A 16,753-nucleotide genomic window follows, 5' to 3' on the forward strand; every position below is an offset into this window, starting at 1 on the left:
STRCSSATNDATACTNTRYCHNAGCDTCCCAGTGTGGCCGTTCACCCTCTCAGGTCGGCTACGCATCGTCGCCTTGGTGAGCCGTTACCCCACCAACTAGCTAATGCGCCGCAGGCCCATCTGTAAGTAGCAGATTGCTCCGCTTTTCCCAATTCGATCATGCGATCAAATCGTGTATCCGGTCTTAGCTACCGTTTCCGGTAGTTATCCCAGTCTTACAGGCAGGTTGCCTACGTGTTACTCACCCGTCCGCCGCTAAGTTATCCCCGAAGGAATAACTCCGCTCGACTTGCATGTATTAGGCACGCCGCCAGCGTTCGTCCTGAGCCAGGATCAAACTCTCCATTAAAGTGTTTGACTTGCTCATTTTGAAACTGACAAGAACATAAATGTTCTTTATTTAAAAATTAACGCGATCCATTTGTTTAGTTTTCAAAGAACTTATCTATTCGATATTCGTTTGTGTTGCTCACGTTATGTCGAACAGGAATTTCATAATAACACATCTTTCGAGGCTCGTCAACATTATTTTTTATTTTCTTTCAAAATTCTGTTGTCCGAAGCGACAAGAAATAATATAACATAATTCGACAAGAAATTACAACCCCTAAATTAAAAAAAATTTAAAAGCACCAAAACCCACAGCATTATTCATGCATTAGGCTTTGATGCTTAACTATTCATAAGAAGGTATTTAGCAGTTCGCTGTGCTTTTCTTCTATATAAGAATCCTCTATATATGTTCTTCTATATATGTTCTCCTGCTTCTGCCAGCATATGCACGGCTAGAATAAACATCGCATGCGACCAGGTCAAAGGGACAACCCATGCCGTCTTACCGGTTTCCCGGTCCACTTGTTCCGGCAATAAGCCCGTCGCTGTCTGGTGATCGATTACCCAATGCAACAAAGCTTTAGCTTCATCTATTTGTCCATTCTGGATTCGATATTGTGCCAACCATAGTGTCGTCAGAATCCACGGGTTACCCCCAATGTAGTTGTCATCTTCGTATCGTTTAATTCCGCCCACCACTGGCGAAGTCAGTAATCGCTCAATCGTATCCGCAGTTTTTACGGCGTATTCATGCGATGCTGGGATTACCGCAAAGGGTACCGAGATTCCCAACAAGCTAACGTCGACAACCCGGTCCTGTTCCAGCATATAGACAGGATAGCCTTTCTCGCGGCTTGTCTTGGAAGTTGCATACCCTTGTTGTTGTGCTTCTATATAAGTAGACTCAGTAACTTCTAATTTTAAGCCCCGATAGAATACCTGGTTAGATTCGTTCCAACAACTGTGAAGAATAGCATCTGCTATTTGCTCAGAAGCGGATCGCCATATGCTCGCCAAATTCGGTCGATCTGATACATCCGCGAATGATGCTGCCGCATGTAAACCTGCATACACAGCAGCTGCCGTATAAGTATGCTGAGCTCCCCGTTCTTCCCATAAATCGCGACTTGCACGCGGTAAACCTGTTTCCTTATCCATCATCTGAACAAGATAGTTCGCACCCGCTTCGACAGCATTCCACACCTGATGAAGGAATTGGGATTGTTCTTCATTTTTTAGCACGAGGTAATGCTGATACATTCCCCACAGAATCGAAGCTCCCTCATCCAATTGAATTCCCCAAGATGGAGCCAGTGTACCATCATGATAATGCCGTTGCTGCCACGCTCCGTTCGCATCCTGCGCCGTTAACGTCCATTCATAGAAACGATCCGAAAGATTCGTTAATCCAGCACGATCAAGCGCCGTCGTAATGAAAGCTGCATCCCTTCCCCAACAATAAGCATATCCGCCGCAACGTGAAAAGTTCTCATCAAACTCAGGTGCAGCAATGATACTTCCCGTTTGTTCATCTGCCATAAGCTTCATCGTAAGCAAAGAGCGCTCATATAATTGAGCAATACGACTCTCTTTAATTGGAGAAGGATTCGCAGAATTCAAAAATCCATCCCAATATGCTGTTGTCTCATCCAACCATTCTTCAACAGTACGGCTCTTCGCCGTAGTCATTGCAGCTTGAGCATCTTCCAAGTTGTGTCCTGCCGTAATATATACAGGTAGGGATACCGTCGCACCCGGCTGAATATCTTCAAAGGCCCACTCCATCGCTCCATCCGGTGCCATTTGAATCCGACTGCCATCTAATGAACCACGGACAGCATTGTCCCATGCTTGCGCAGCCTGATATTTTGTGCACACGTTTGCACTTGAAGCCATAAAAAAATAACGATGGCGGAAATGAACCAGTGCATCGTGTTCCACATCAAACTCGGTTGTATGGTAATAAGGACTTTCCGTCACGGACATCGATGAATAATAGACAAATTGAAACGATACCGGTCGATCACTACGATTCATAAATTGATAGCGAAACGCTACAATATCTTCTCCAGGCACGGCGAACGAAGATGTCTCTACCTCTATGGGCAATTCATCTGATTTCGCACTGACGTGAAAAATATTCGTTCGCGGAAGATACGCCGCTTCATGCTGCCATCCTTCTTCTGTACTATCGAACCAGCTTGTTGTTGCCCCATTCATTCGAATTCCACTGCGAATGGTGTCTACATGCTGCGGAAAATCAACGTTCGGCCACCATAGGCGTACCAAACGTCCGGTTTGCGTCATTGAACCTAGAAATCGAGAATTTCCAATGACCGCATCCACGAGGTACGGCTTTTTCTCCATATCGATCGTCATTACACTCCACTCCGTTTCGCTTTATAATGCAGGGACGACTCCCGAATCATCAACCGATGCGGTACGATAGTTCTTGGTTGTGGCTGCGTCTCCCCCTGAATCCGTTTAATCAGCATTTGTGAAGCCATATAGCCCAACTGGTAGATTCCGATATCAATACTCGATAGCGGAGGAGTCGATAATTCCGTTAATGAGATATTGTTAAACCCTATGATACTTAAATCTTCCGGCACACTGTATCCCAATTCGGTTAAACCGCGCATTACGCCAAAAGATACGACATCATCAATAATCACTAACGCTGTGGGACGCTCCGGCAGACTCATAAAAAACGACATCGCTCGATAGCCGCTTTCTTGCAGAAACTCTCCTTCCACGATCCATTCCGATTTCATTTGCAATTGATGTTCCGCTAGTGCCTGTCTATATCCTTCCAATCGGTCTTGGGATACCGAAAGTGACGGCGGACCGCTAACAAATCCGATTCTTGTATGGCCTTGCGAAATTAGATGACTCGTCGCATCAAATGCTGCCTGAATATTGTCATTGTCTACGCACAGCACATTCGGATCTTCTTCGTATCGACCTATAAGAACGAACGGAAAGTCATGCTCTCTTAGAAATGTAATGATGGGATCATGTTTGCGTGATTGCAGTAGGATAATGCCATCCACCCTGCGCCCCAACACCAATCGCGTAATCGCTTCCATTTCATCACTGTCGTTAGCGCCCGCCGTCATCAGCACATCATATCCGTTGCGTGCAGCTTGCGTCGTGATCCCGCGAATATTCTCGGCAAAAAAATGATTCTGGAATAACTCTTCGGCAGGCCTTGGGAGAATCATTCCCAGCGTATAGGTTTTGTTCGAGACAAGGCTGCGCGCCATCATATTCGAATGATACCCCAGCTCATTCATTATGTTCTTTACTTTTATCGACGTCTCTTTGCTTATTCTGGGATGATTGGACAAAACACGGGATACCGTTGACGGCGATACGCCTGCCTTCTTGGCAACATCTTTGATAGTAACTGCCATAATACCCTCCACTGTGCAATCGTTTGAATCAATATATGCATAATGTTAGCGCAAATTATGGTGCATGTAAATGCGCAACCTGCAAATTTTTTCCTGTAAATAAATATTGTAAAAAATTAGATTTAATTAGATATTCCAAGATATTCAAAGTAAATTGGAGATAAAAGGCTATTTTCCCAATGAAAACGGGTTGTGCAAACGGTTTACCAACTGAAGGTCGTTGTGTATGATATGCGTATAAAAGCGTTTTCAAATTTCGTGCAACGAACTGAATCGCTGTTTTTTTTCATCTGTTGTACAAACGTTTGCACAATATGCTTTTCCCAGAAAAACGCTATGTATCATACCAATTGGAGGGGTACTTACCATGAAAAAAATGCTACTTCTTATTTTGACGCTCACGATGGTGCTCGCATTAGCCGCTTGTGGCGGAAAGTCCAGCGAGACATCAACGAGCACGAACCCAGAATCGAAGCCGACAGAAACAGCAACGCAAGGGGAAGGCGATGCTGCCGCACAAGACGAACTCACACCTGAACCAGGCGCCAAATTAGTCGTATGGAGCAGCGGAACGGAAAAAGTCCTTGTGGACGAAGCGATCAAAGCTTTTAAAGAAAAGTATGGCATCGATGTGGAGTTCCAAGAAGTTGGCCCGGATAAATCCATTGAGCGCATGACGACAGATGGTCCTGCAGGCGTAGGTGCTGACGTATTCTTGGCTGTCCATGACCGTATCGGCAGTGCCGTGCAAGCAGGTATTATCCTCCCGAACGATTTTCACGAAGAGGAAACCAAAGCTAATAACACCCCAAAGGCGATTGACGCGCTAACGATCGATGGTATCTTGTACGGATATCCGAACTCTGTAGAAACAACGGCTGTCTTCTACAATAAAGATCTTGTACCACAACCGCTTAAAACTTGGGATGAAGTCATCAACTTCGCCAAAACCTTTAACGACCCCGGCAAACAAAAGTATACGTACATGTGGGAAAACGGTAACGGTTATTGGAACTTCGGTTTCCTTGGCGGATATGGAGCTTATGTATTCGGTAAAGACGGCTCCGACCCAACAGATATCGGCTTAAATACAGATGGCGCTATTGAATCCATGAAGTTCTTCCAATCCTTGAAAAAAGATGTTCTCCCGCTTAAGACAGCAGACGTAACTTCCGATATCAAGAAAAGCTTATTCACTGAAGGTAAACTAGCTATGAACGTCAGCGGACCTTGGGACACAATTTCCTTGAAAGAAGCTGTGAAAAACCTTGGCGTGATGGAATACCCTACACTTCCTAACGGCAAACAAATGCAACCGTTCTCTGGCGTAAAAGCATTCTTAGTCAACGCAAACAGCAAGTATCCGAACGCCGCTAAGTTATTCGCACACTTGATTACGTCTGAAGAGTTCCAAATCAAAGATTTTGAGTTGCTTGGAAACCTACCATCCAACACGAAGGCAGCTGAAAATGAAAAAATCAAAAATGATCCGTTCGCATCTGTGTTCTTGAAACAATTTGGGAACTCCACGCCAATGCCTAAAATTCAAGAAATGAATGCATTCTGGGGCGTCCATGAAGCGACATTCACTTCGATTTGGAATGATGGCGTAGATCCAAAAGTAGCACTCGATGATATGGTCAAAAAGATGAAAGACAGCATTGCTTCCAGCAAATAAGACCGAAACACAGTAAATCAAAACAGCACGATGAACTTATATAACGCATTACCTCATATCGGTCTATCTATCACCCGCCGTTCCTCGGCGGGTGACATTGCTCATAGAAGGGATTGATCACATTGAATCGATATGCTAGAACAGCCGGTTGGTTGTCTGTGTTAAGTATGGGATTGGGACAACTGTACAATCGTCAATATATCAAAGGCGTGCTATTCCTTACTGCTCATATCACAGGCCTCACCTATATCCTTACGGTTCTAAGCAAGCATATTTACGGTTTTTTTACTTTGGGCGAACAAGGGCAACACCTGGTTAAGGTCGGCAAAATTTATAAGAACGTTCCCGGCGATCATTCCATCTTCATGATGATTTACGGTTTATTATCGATGATGGTCGTACTTCTCTATCTTTTCTTATACGTCATGAATATTCGGGACGCTATTGCTAACGGACGTCTTCGCGATCAGGGCATTCCCGTGAAAAACTTTGCTGCTTCCATCTCCCAAGGCATGAGCAAAAACTTCCCTTGGGTGCTTCTCGGTATTCCTATTCTCGGCGTTCTTTTTTTCACGATCATGCCGATTTTGTTCATGATATTTATGGCCTTTACGAACTACTCCGCACCTGAGCATATCCCGCCTAAGAACTTAGTCGACTGGATCGGCTTAAAGACATTTACGGATTTATTTACACTTAACGTCTGGAGCAACACCTTCTTCGGCGTTCTAACCTGGACCATTATCTGGGCCATTCTCGCAACAATTACGTGTTATTTTGGCGGAATCTTGGTTGCTCTGCTCATTAACCAAAAAGGCATTAAATTTAAAGGGCTTTGGAGAACCCTCTTCATCATCCCTTATGCCATTCCTCAATTCGTCTCACTCTTAGTCATGCGTAACATGTTGAATGATAAGTTTGGCCCGGTTAACCAATATTTCCGATTCTTTGGTCTCGAAGGGCTTCCATGGTTGAGTGACCCATTCTGGGCCAAAGTATCTGTCGTTGTCGTCAATATGTGGATCGGTATTCCGGTCTCTATGGTGCTTGTCATGGGGATTCTAACCGCGATTCCGAAGGATCTCTATGAAGCAGCAGATGTCGATGGCGCGACGCCTTGGGTTAAATTCCGCCATATCACCATGCCATTCGTGCTCTTCTCGACCGCACCGATTCTGATTACGCAATTTGCGGGGAACATCAATAACTTTAACGTGATCTTCCTTTTAACCAAAGGCGGTCCTTCATCCATCGACTATAACATGGCAGGGAAAACAGACTTGCTCGTGACATGGTTATACAAACTGACGCTTGAAAACAACAAGTATAACATCGCGTCCGCCGTGGGTATTCTTATCTTCTTGATCATCGCCTCGGTATCCATCTTTAGTTACACAAGGTCAAGATCTTACCGTGAGGAGGACATGATCCAATGAAAACGAAAAATTCATTACGCTTATTCTTCAGCTATGCCTTGTTAGTTTTAATGGGAATCGCATGCATCTACCCTGCATTATGGACGATCATGTCTTCTTTTAAAGTGGGAGATTCCTTGTTCAGTGATACATTCGTACCGAAGCAATTTACAATCAAACATTATTCGGATCTATTCCATCCTGAAAATATCGCGGGGAAGCAAGTTCCCTATGTCAGATGGTATTGGAATACGTTGAAAATCGCGACAATGAGTATGGTTCTGGGAACAATGATTCAATTGTTAACGGCCTACGCCGTATCCCGCTTCCGCTTCAGAGGACGTAAATCCCTCTTATCGACAGTACTGGTTCTCGGGATGTTCCCAGGCTTCATGAGCATGATCGCGATCTATGTATTTCTAGTGCAATTGAATCTATTGGATACGCCTTGGGCACTCATTATCGTCTATTCCGCAGGTGCCGCACTTGGACTCTTCGTAGCCAAAGGATTCTTCGATACCATTCCGAAAAGCTTGGAAGAAGCCGCACGGATCGACGGTGCGAACCATTGGGATGTCTTCTATAAAATCATTCTGCCATTATCTAGACCGATCATTACTTATATTTCGTTAACCACCTTTACAGGGGCATGGATGGACTTTATCTTTGCTCGATTAATCCTTCGTTCACGGGATCAATGGACCCTAGCCGTTGGACTGTTCGATCTGGTCGATTCTTACTCTAGTACAGCCTTCACGCTCTTCGCGGCCGGTGCGGTTCTCGTTGCCATCCCGATCACGATCTTGTTCGCCTTTACCCAACGTTTCTTGGTTGAAGGGTTAACGTCAGGCGCAAATAAGGGATAAACCCGTGATGGAGTTGAAGATCATGATGAGGAGAAGACGTTCATTTCGTTCGGGAATCTTGTGTTTTATACTAGCACTAACCTTGTTGTCCGGTTGTTCTCCACAGGATGCCGAATCCAGTTCGCCTTCAGAATCCGCGAAACCGGCTCCACCCGCTGCTACGATGCCAGTGAAGACCGTCGCTGCTGAAATACATGAACAGCCTTCAACGGTGTATTATGAAATTTTTGTGCGCAGCTTCTACGACTCGAACGGAGACGGGATTGGCGATTTGAACGGTGTAACTGCCAAGCTAGATTATCTGAAGGACCTCGGCATAGGCGGGATATGGTTGATGCCGATCAATCCCTCTCCTAGCTATCACGGTTATGATGTAACCGACTACTATGGCATTAACCCGCAGTATGGAACGATGCAGGATTACACGAACTTGCTTCAAGAGGCACACAAGCGAGGCATTAAAGTCATCATGGATCTCGTGATCAATCACTCTAGCAATCAGCATCCATGGTTCAAAGATGCGGCAGCAGATAAGAATAGTCCCTATCGCGACTGGTATACTTGGTCCAAACCCGGTGAAACTCTTGCGTCTGACGGGGCTACGGGTTCAAATCCATGGCACCCTTCCGGCAGCGACAACTATCTCGGGATATTCTGGGAAGGGATGCCTGATCTAAATATGGATAACCCTGAGGTTCGCCAAGAGATGATCAAGATTGGACAGTTCTGGTTGAAGCAAGGGGTAGACGGCTTCCGTCTGGATGCTGCCAAACATATCTATGAAGACTTCAAATCGGATGCATCAAACAAAGAAACGATGAAGAAAAATCAAGCGTGGTGGCAAGCGTTCCGTCAAGGAATCAACGAAGTGAATCCGAACGCTTATCTCGTAGGCGAGGTGTGGGATTCAACCGCCAAAATCGGGCCGTTCCTAGATCAAGCCTTAGATTCTTGCTTCAACTTCGATCTATCCAAGACGATCCTGTCCACGGTACGATCAGAGCAGGCAACGGACATCGCTTTTAATCTCGAACGGATTTATGGATTCTACAATACTTCTTCAAAAGGAAAGTTTATCGATGCATCGTTCTTGACGAACCATGACCAGAATCGGGTGATGTCTGATCTGGCCGATAACATGTATCATGCGAAAATGGCTGCTGCCATCCTTCTAACTTTACCGGGTAATCCCTTTATCTACTATGGGGAAGAGATCGGCATGACGGGAATGAAGCCTGATGAGCGAATTCGCGAGCCTATGCTGTGGTCCGATGAAAAAGATGCGGGTCAGACCACCTGGGAGCCATTTTTCTATAACAAAGACACGAATATTGCGGTATCTAAGCAACTGCAAGATCCGAATTCTCTACTTCAGCATTACAAACAACTGATTACGTGGAGAAATGACCTGCCTGCGCTGCATAACGGTGATATCGCCTCTTATAAACTAGACAATTCGAGTCTCTTGGCCTATCAGCGTGTCACATCGCAAGAGAAAGTACTTGTCGTGCATAATCTGTCCAAGGACGTACAGACCGTTACGTTACCCGATGCAACTTTCACGAAGCTAGCCTTAACAAACAAATACGAAGCCTCCTTGCGAGGCACAACGTTGGAGCTGCCGCCGTATAGCAGCGTTATACTGAAGTAAGGAGACCGATACCATGTTACTAGAAGCAATCTACCACCGCCCGAAGCAGAACTGGGCCTATGCCTATGACAATCAAACCATTCATTTAAGAATTCGCACAAAACGTCGGGACGTTGAACGTGCAGAAGTCGTATACGGAGATAAATATTTGCCTTGGGACCAGATGTGTACGAAGGAAATGAGCGTTGTCGGACATGATGAACTATTCGATTACTGGCATGTCGAAGTAGAGCCTCCCTATCGTCGACTTAGTTATGGATTTAAGCTGCATGCCGGCGAAGAGACGATATGGCTTACCGAGCGTACACTTGGCAAGGAAGCACCGAACCAGCATCTTGGCAATTTTGAATTTCCGTTCTTAAATCCTGCGGATGTCTTTACACCGCCTGCCTGGGTCAAGGATGCAGTATTCTATCAGATCTTTCCCGAACGGTTCGCGAATGGCGATCCAGCGAATGATCCTGAAGGGGTTGAGCCTTGGGGCGGGAAACCTACCCCTTCCAACTTTTTCGGCGGCGATTTGCAAGGTGTGATCAACCATTTGGATTATATCGAAAAATTAGGTGTGAATGCGATTTACTTCACCCCTGTGTTCGAGGCGACGACTAATCACAAATACGATACCCAAGACTACATGAAAGTAGATCCGCATTTTGGAACGAATGACACGCTGAAAGAGCTTGTGAAGGCCTGCCATGCGCGAGGTATTCGCGTGCTGCTCGATGCGGTATTTAATCATAGCGGGCGTACCTTCGCTCCCTTCGTCGATGTGATGGAAAAAGGAGCCGACTCCCCTTATGCCGACTGGTTCTATGTCCGGGAATATCCGCTGCGTGTTGTGGACGGAGTACCTACGTATGAGACGTTCGCTTTTGAACCGAAAATGCCGAAATTGAATACGGAAAATCCAGCGGTGAAGGCTTACCTACTGGATGTCGCAAGGTATTGGATCGAAGAAGTCGGCATTGACGGCTGGCGGCTAGACGTGGCGAATGAGGTAGACCATCAATTCTGGCGGGAGTTCCGTAAGGTCGTAAAATCGGTTAATCCGGAAGCTTATATTCTAGGGGAGTTATTCCACGAAGGCATGATGTGGTTGCAAGGCGACCAATTCGATGCGCTTATGAACTACCCTTTCACGGGAGCGGTACTGGATTTCTTCGTGAACGGCAAAAACGACGGCGCTCAGTTTGCCGGGAAGATGTACGGTCAGTTATTCCGTTATCCGCACCAGGCTAATGAAGTTACGTTCAATTTGCTCGATAGCCATGATACCGAACGATTGTTGACCTTATGTAAAGGCGATGTTCAGAAAATGAAGCTGGCCGCGCTCTTCCAGCTCACTTTCTTAGGCGCACCTTGTATCTATTACGGGGACGAGATCGGACTGTCAGGCTCTCATGATCCCGATTGCCGAAAATGTATGCCGTGGGATGACTCGGAATATGATCTGGATTTACTAGGGTTCTATCAGCGTACCATTGCACTGCGGCATCGTTACTCCGCCCTTCGCACGGGAAGCTTCAAGTTCCTGTATGCGAAGGAAGACGATACGCGGATCGCGTATGAACGCCAAGACGACGAATCACACTTTATGATCATGATGAATGTGAAGAAGAAAGAGCGCGTCATTCAGCTTGCCCTCCCTGCGGGCGAATGGGTCGATGAAATCGGCGACGCTCGGATCCTCTCAACCGGCAAAAAGATGAAATTTTCGCTGCCTGCCTTTGGTGCCTTGGTATTGCGAAAGCTGGAATCGTAATATTATCTATAAAAACTTGAATGCAAAAGAGCTATCCCTCTTGTAGATCTCTCTACGACGGGTAATAGCTCTTTTTGTTATATATCGCATCTACCCTTTGTAGATTTCTCTATTACGGTAGCAGCTCTGTTTGCCTTGTGCTGCATCTACCCTTTGATACTGCCTGCCGCAACACCCTCAATGATCTTTTTCTGCAAAATCGCATAAATGATGATCACCGGTACGATGCTGATCGTAATGGAGGCCGTAAGCGCCCCGTAGTTCATATTGAATTGATCTGCAAAAGCGACAATCGCAACGGGAAGCGTTCGTAACTGTTGGGTAGAGAGAAATAGGTTCGCCAGGATGAACTCGTTCCAATGATTAATGAAGTTTAATATAAACACCGTTACAAGCGTCGGCATCGTCAGCGGAATGACGATTTTGCCGAGAATGCCATAAATCGATAGACCATCAACAACGCCCGCTTCTTCCAGCTCCCTTGGAATGGATTTCAGAAAGGCAGCAATGACAAATACGGTTAGCGGAATACCAAAGGCAGTATAGGGAATGATGAGTGCCAGCGGTGTATTGTAGAGACCTATATCCTTAACCATAATATACAAAGGGATCAACAAAGATGCTGGCGGAATCAACAACGAGATGAGTAAGAATCCATAGACCCATTTCCCATAAGTCGGAAATTTCATGCGCGTAATTGCAAATGCGATGGCCGTGGACAATAGTAGGGTCGCTACCGTCGCCGTGATACTAATATATAAGCTGTTAAAAAAATATCTACCAAACAACGAGTTGGATAGCGCATTCGTATAATTTTCAAAATAAAATTCGTGTGGGAAGCCCCATGGGTTAGTAGTAATCTCGGAGTTGTTCTTTAAGGAGGCATTCACGACAAAAAACAACGGGTACAATACGACAATCACATAAATAATTAAAACGACATGGGGGACGATGCCTCTCGCACGATAACTCATACCTCATCCGCTCCCTTCCTTCTTCTGGTGAGCAAGTGGAAAATAAGCGAGATGATCGCCGTAAAGACGCAGATGATGATCGAGATTGCATTGGCATACCCAAAGTCGCTATAGGAGTAGGCTTGTTTGTACATGTATGTCGCCATAACCTCGGAGCTTCCAAATGGACCCCCGTTCGTCATAATGAGGACAATATCCAATGCCTTCATCGCTCCTGTAATGGAGAGCAGCATGACCACAATAATTACCGGCCGAATAAGCGGAATGGTCAAAAGCCATGCTTTGCGCCATCCCACCGCTCCATCCATCGTTCCCGCCTCCAAAATCTCTCTTGGGACCGCGAAGATCGCTGCGAGCACCAATACGATATAGAACCCTGTCCACTGCCATGCATTGGTCACCAGTATCGCAAGCATTGAGGTATCAGGGTCTCCCAGCCATAACCTCGTGAGCGATTCCAATCCCAACACCTTCAAAATTTGATTCATCAAACCGGCATCCGGCTGATAGACAAATTGCCATATGACGGCGACCGCCGCTGTCGATAGAATGCTCGGCAAATACACGGTCACCTTATAGAACTCCAGCAACCGACGTACACCGCTCACAAGAATCGAAATAATCACGATAACCGGCACTTGAATGAATACGGAAAACAAGACAAAATAAATATTATTTTTGAGGGCAATCCAAAACTGCTCGTCGCTAAGCGCTTTAGCAAAATTATCAAAGCCGTTATAGACCGGCTCATTGATTCCATTCCAGCTTGTAACGGAATACTGTAAGGAATTCAACAACGGAAGAATATAAAATGTCGCGTACATCACTAAGGCGGGAACGACGAAGAGGAAAAACGCGAAATGATTACGGAATATTTTGTTCATATCAAATCACCTGTCTCATAAGGCTGAATCGGGAGGGTTCTTTAGGAAACGCTCTCCCGATTCGCTTACTTCATCCTTATTTCGCTGCAGCGTTATCTGCGTCTTGTGCTTTTTGCACCTTCTCAGCTGCTTTCTCCGGTGTAACTTTGCCGCCTAACAATTCTTGAACCGTCGTCTCGAGCGTCACTTTCACTTTTGTCGATACGAGTGAATCGAATGCAGGGAATGCGCTCTTCGCCGTTCCTTGGGCTTCGCCCACCGATTTAACAATCTCGCTCGCTCCTTGCACATCGCTGACACCTTTCATCGCAGGGATGCGGCTTGTTTCGACCAAAGCAAGCTTCTGCTGCTCCACATTGAAGTAGTTCTTAATAAAAGCTTTGATGGCTTTCATTTCATTCTCGTTCGCCGTGGCCGAGAAGCCATACCCTGAAGACCAACCGCCGTTAATGTATCCGTCGCCAGGACCACCGACATCCGGGAAGCGGAAGTAACCTGCTGCGTCTTTGATTGTTGAGGTATCGCCGATGATTGCGTTAATCGCCCAACTGCCATCGAAAAGCATTGCTGCTTTACCTGTATAGAAATTCGCTTGGCCTTGCGCATATTTCAAGCCCAATACGTTCTTGTCAATGTAGCCCTTATCCTTCAACTCTTTGAGGCGCTTCATGGCATCGACGACCGGTGCATCCGTCCATTTCGTCTTTCCTGTGGCAAAGCCCTCTTGGATCTCAGGTCCACCCAGACCAACGAACAACGAGTTCAGCAGCATGTTCGCAGCCCAACCGTCTCCCGCGCCTGCACCCAGTGCAATCGGCGTGATCCCTTTCGCCTTCAACGCTTCACATACAGCAAGGAACTCATCCCATGTCTTAGGCACCTGCACTCCTGCATCCTCGAATAATTTCTTATTGTAGAAGAAGCCCTCGATGAATCCGGATTCAGGAAGACCGTAAACTTTCCCATCAATCGTAAATTCCCGAAGACTGAAGAAGGAATCGGCAATGCCCAGCTCGCTCAATATATCATTCAGTGCCAAAAGGCGCCCTGCCTTCGAATAGTTCTTCGTATCGTCTCCCCCGAAGAGGCTAAAAACAGGTGGCTGCGTGCCTGCTTGCATCTCGGCTTTGAGTTTTACGTTCCGGTTAACCGTATCCTCGACGCCATCAAGTTCAAATTTCAACCCAGGTACTTCCGCTTCCGTCTTCTTCGCAACATTTTGCAGCTGTTCTAATGTTTTCTTCGCTGTATCGCGCACATTAATATGCCGGAGAATAACTTTGAAGTCTTCAACCTTAGGCGGTTCTGGAGCTGGAGTTGGGGCTGGGTCCTTCTTCTCTTCAGTCGTTGGCGTCTTCGTCTCTACATTGGTCTTCGTCTCTGGCTTCTTCTCCTCTGTTGCTGTCTTGCTGCCTCCGCATGCGGACAATGCTAAGGCGAGCACAAGCACGGACGCAAGCATCAGGGAAAGGCTTCTTCTTTTTTTCATCTGTACAACCTCCCAATTAATAATAGTCATGCTAAAAACTTTCTTTAAGGCTGACTAACTTTTTTTCTATACATAGATATTACAGTTCGGCCCAAAATAGCATGGATATTTTTCAATTGTGAGGGCGAAATTTCTACTATTTCGCAAAAAAGCTGATAGACCATGGGTCTACCAGCTTGTTCTTCATTTCTATAAAAAGAAGCCTGAGAGAGAACTCTATCCCTCAAAGGCTTCTGTTGTGTATGTTCTACGCTTCCCCAAGCATTTGGAGAAGTTCTTCTTCACTGTCAATAATTCGAATGCCGAGCTGCTGCGCTTTGGTTAACTTACTGCCGGCACTTTCACCCGCGATGACAAAGTCCGTCTTCTTCGACACGCTCCCTGTCACCTTAGCGCCAACAGCTTCCAACTTCTTCGCTGCTTCGTCACGGCTTAACGTCGGCAAAGTTCCTGTTAGAACAACCGTTTTCCCAGTGAAAATCGTCTCTTGCTTCGGTTCATTGGTGACCGCAGCCGCCGTAGGGGACACTCCCAACTCGATCATCGTACGTATACTCGTTTGCATACGTGGGTCCGCAAAAAAGGTTAGAATGCTGTCGGCCACAATCGCCCCTACATCCTGCAGGGTAATTAACTCGTCCGCCGTAGCTGCCATCAGCTTATCCAAGCTACCGAAATGATCCGCCAAGGCTTTGGTCGTCGTCTTCCCCGTATTTGGAATTCCTAGCGCGAATAAGAAGGATGATAGATCGCAAGCTTTGCTTTTCTCTAAGGCTTCCAGCAACTTGTTCGCTTTCTTCTCGCCGAAGCGATCCAAACCGATCAATTGATCGAACGTGAGACTGTACAAATCTGCCGGGTCCCGAACACCAACTTCATCGTATAATTGCTCTGCCGTCATGACGCTAAAGGACTCAATATCCATTGCATCTCGGGAAGCGAAATGCGTAATGCGTCCGATGAGCTGAGGTTTGCAGCCGAGTCGGTTATTACAGAACAGATGGGCGCCGCGCTGCTCTAAGCTAGATCCGCAAGCAGGGCACGCGGTTGGGAAGACGATTTCTTCCCCATCGTTGTCTTCCGTGGCTTTACCCAAGATTTCTGGGATGACATCATTCGAACGGCGAATGAACACGCGCGAGCCTAGCGCATATTTAAGATTCTTGCGTTCAATATCTCCGATATTATTCAACGTACAGTTCTGTACCGTCACACCTGCCAATTCAACCGCTTCAACACGGGCAACCGGCGTAATTTTCCCTGTACGTCCCACTTCCCAAGATACGGATTCCAGCACGGTTGTTGTCTCTTCCGCTTCGAATTTAAAAGCAACGGCCCACCTCGGGAATTTGTCCGTGTAGCCAAGCGCTTCACGGGTACGCATATCCGTAATTTTGATGACCGCTCCATCAATGAGGTAGTCGAGTTGATCACGCTGCGCCACGATATTACTCAATTCAGCAATCGTATCTTCGATGAAGTCGAAGAAGGTGATATACGGATTAACTTTGAAGTGGTTCGCTCGTAAGAAATCAACCATCTCCTGATGATTTTGGAATCCGATGGTATCGGAATATCCAACGTTATAGAAGAAGGCATTCAGCTTACGTTCCGCTGTAACCTTCGGATTCAAGTTCCGCAGTGCGCCAGCTGCCGCATTTCGCGCATTCTTAAGCGGATCTACAGCCGTCTCATTGTACTTCGCCAATACGGAGAGGTTCATAATCCCTTCGCCCTGTACTTCAATCGTTCCTTCTTGATAAGGAATGGTGAGCGGTACGGAACGAATGGTCTTCACCTGAGCCAGAATTCCCTCGCCGACTTCCCCGCTTCCGCGCGTAGATGCTTGCACCAGCTTGCCGTCGGTATAGGTCAGATTCAAAGTCAGACCGTCATATTTCAACTCTAGAACATAGGAAGGCTGCGGTAAAGGTGTGTTCGGATTTTTGGTATTGTAGTCATTCACGAGCTTGAGAACACGCTGATTCCAGGTACGGACATCGTCAACGCTCTGCGCTTTATCCAAGCTCCATAGACGTGCAAGATGGCGGTGTTCGGAGAAACCCTTTAATAGCTCGCCTCCTACACGCTGCGTTGGAGATCCTGGCAGAATCGCGCCCGACTCCCGCTCCAATTGGACAAGCTCATCGTAGAGCACGTCGTATTCTTTGTCACTCACAGTTGGAGTGTCTAGCGTGTAGTACTCATAGTTATACCGATTTAATTGCGCAATTAATTCCTCCATACGCGTCACGTTCACATCTTCCACCTTTCTACATCGTTCC

11 protein-coding genes and 1 rRNA gene are annotated in these 16,753 nt (G+C 46.4%); 5 read left to right on the forward strand and 7 right to left on the reverse strand.

What is annotated here, in order from left to right:
- The 3 genes from BVG16_RS33165 to BVG16_RS17750 form a co-directional block, all read right to left on the reverse strand.
- A 16S ribosomal RNA gene (locus BVG16_RS33165) occupies positions 1 to 349 on the reverse strand; the annotation flags it as partial.
- Between the two features lie 398 nt (positions 350 to 747).
- Positions 748 to 2,712, reverse strand: a complete 1,965-nt coding sequence (locus BVG16_RS17745; protein WP_078500172.1) for a glycoside hydrolase family 15 protein — start codon at positions 2,710 to 2,712, stop codon at positions 748 to 750.
- Positions 2,712 to 3,749: a LacI family DNA-binding transcriptional regulator gene (locus BVG16_RS17750; RefSeq protein ID WP_078500174.1), complete on the reverse strand. Its 1,038-nt coding sequence runs from the start codon at positions 3,747 to 3,749 to the stop codon at positions 2,712 to 2,714. The genes BVG16_RS17745 and BVG16_RS17750 overlap by 1 nt, the downstream gene beginning before the upstream one ends.
- Positions 3,750 to 4,116: 367 nt before the next feature.
- On the opposite strand from BVG16_RS17750, the gene BVG16_RS17755 reads away from it, so the two are divergent.
- From BVG16_RS17755 to BVG16_RS17775, 5 genes are all read left to right on the forward strand, one after another.
- Positions 4,117 to 5,427 (forward strand): sugar ABC transporter substrate-binding protein, encoded by a 1,311-nt coding sequence (locus BVG16_RS17755; protein ID WP_078500176.1) that lies wholly within the window; start codon positions 4,117 to 4,119, stop codon positions 5,425 to 5,427.
- A gap of 122 nt (positions 5,428 to 5,549) precedes the next feature.
- Entirely contained in the window at positions 5,550 to 6,863 is a 1,314-nt protein-coding gene (locus tag BVG16_RS17760) for a carbohydrate ABC transporter permease (protein WP_078500178.1), read from the forward strand.
- Entirely contained in the window at positions 6,860 to 7,708 is an 849-nt protein-coding gene (locus tag BVG16_RS17765; RefSeq protein ID WP_078500180.1) for a sugar ABC transporter permease, read from the forward strand. Before BVG16_RS17760 ends, BVG16_RS17765 begins: the two co-directional genes overlap by 4 nt.
- Before the next feature lie 22 nt (positions 7,709 to 7,730).
- On the forward strand, positions 7,731 to 9,359 hold the full coding sequence (locus BVG16_RS17770) for an alpha-amylase family glycosyl hydrolase (protein WP_078500668.1): 1,629 nt from the start codon (positions 7,731 to 7,733) through the stop codon (positions 9,357 to 9,359).
- Positions 9,360 to 9,372: 13 nt separating this feature from the next.
- Positions 9,373 to 11,121 (forward strand): alpha-glycosidase, encoded by a 1,749-nt coding sequence (locus tag BVG16_RS17775; RefSeq protein WP_078500181.1) that lies wholly within the window; start codon positions 9,373 to 9,375, stop codon positions 11,119 to 11,121.
- Positions 11,122 to 11,267: 146 nt separating this feature from the next.
- On the opposite strand, the gene BVG16_RS17780 is transcribed toward BVG16_RS17775, so the two are convergent.
- The 4 genes from BVG16_RS17780 to ligA form a co-directional block, all read right to left on the reverse strand.
- Positions 11,268 to 12,095, reverse strand: coding sequence for a carbohydrate ABC transporter permease (locus BVG16_RS17780; RefSeq protein WP_078500183.1), 828 nt, complete (start codon positions 12,093 to 12,095; stop codon positions 11,268 to 11,270).
- A complete protein-coding gene (locus BVG16_RS17785; RefSeq protein ID WP_078500185.1) occupies positions 12,092 to 12,979 on the reverse strand; it encodes a carbohydrate ABC transporter permease in 888 nt (295 codons plus the stop codon). The genes BVG16_RS17780 and BVG16_RS17785 overlap by 4 nt, the downstream gene beginning before the upstream one ends.
- A gap of 76 nt (positions 12,980 to 13,055) precedes the next feature.
- A complete protein-coding gene (locus tag BVG16_RS17790; RefSeq protein ID WP_078500187.1) occupies positions 13,056 to 14,468 on the reverse strand; it encodes an extracellular solute-binding protein in 1,413 nt (470 codons plus the stop codon).
- A 247-nt stretch (positions 14,469 to 14,715) separates the two neighbouring features.
- Complete coding sequence (gene ligA, locus BVG16_RS17795; RefSeq protein ID WP_078500670.1) at positions 14,716 to 16,713, reverse strand: NAD-dependent DNA ligase LigA; 1,998 nt, start codon at positions 16,711 to 16,713, stop codon at positions 14,716 to 14,718.
- Between the last annotated feature and the right edge of the window lie 40 nt (positions 16,714 to 16,753).

It is taken from the genome of Paenibacillus selenitireducens, assembly GCF_002021565.1.
GTDB classification, from domain to species: domain Bacteria; phylum Bacillota; class Bacilli; order Paenibacillales; family Paenibacillaceae; genus Paenibacillus_K; species Paenibacillus_K selenitireducens.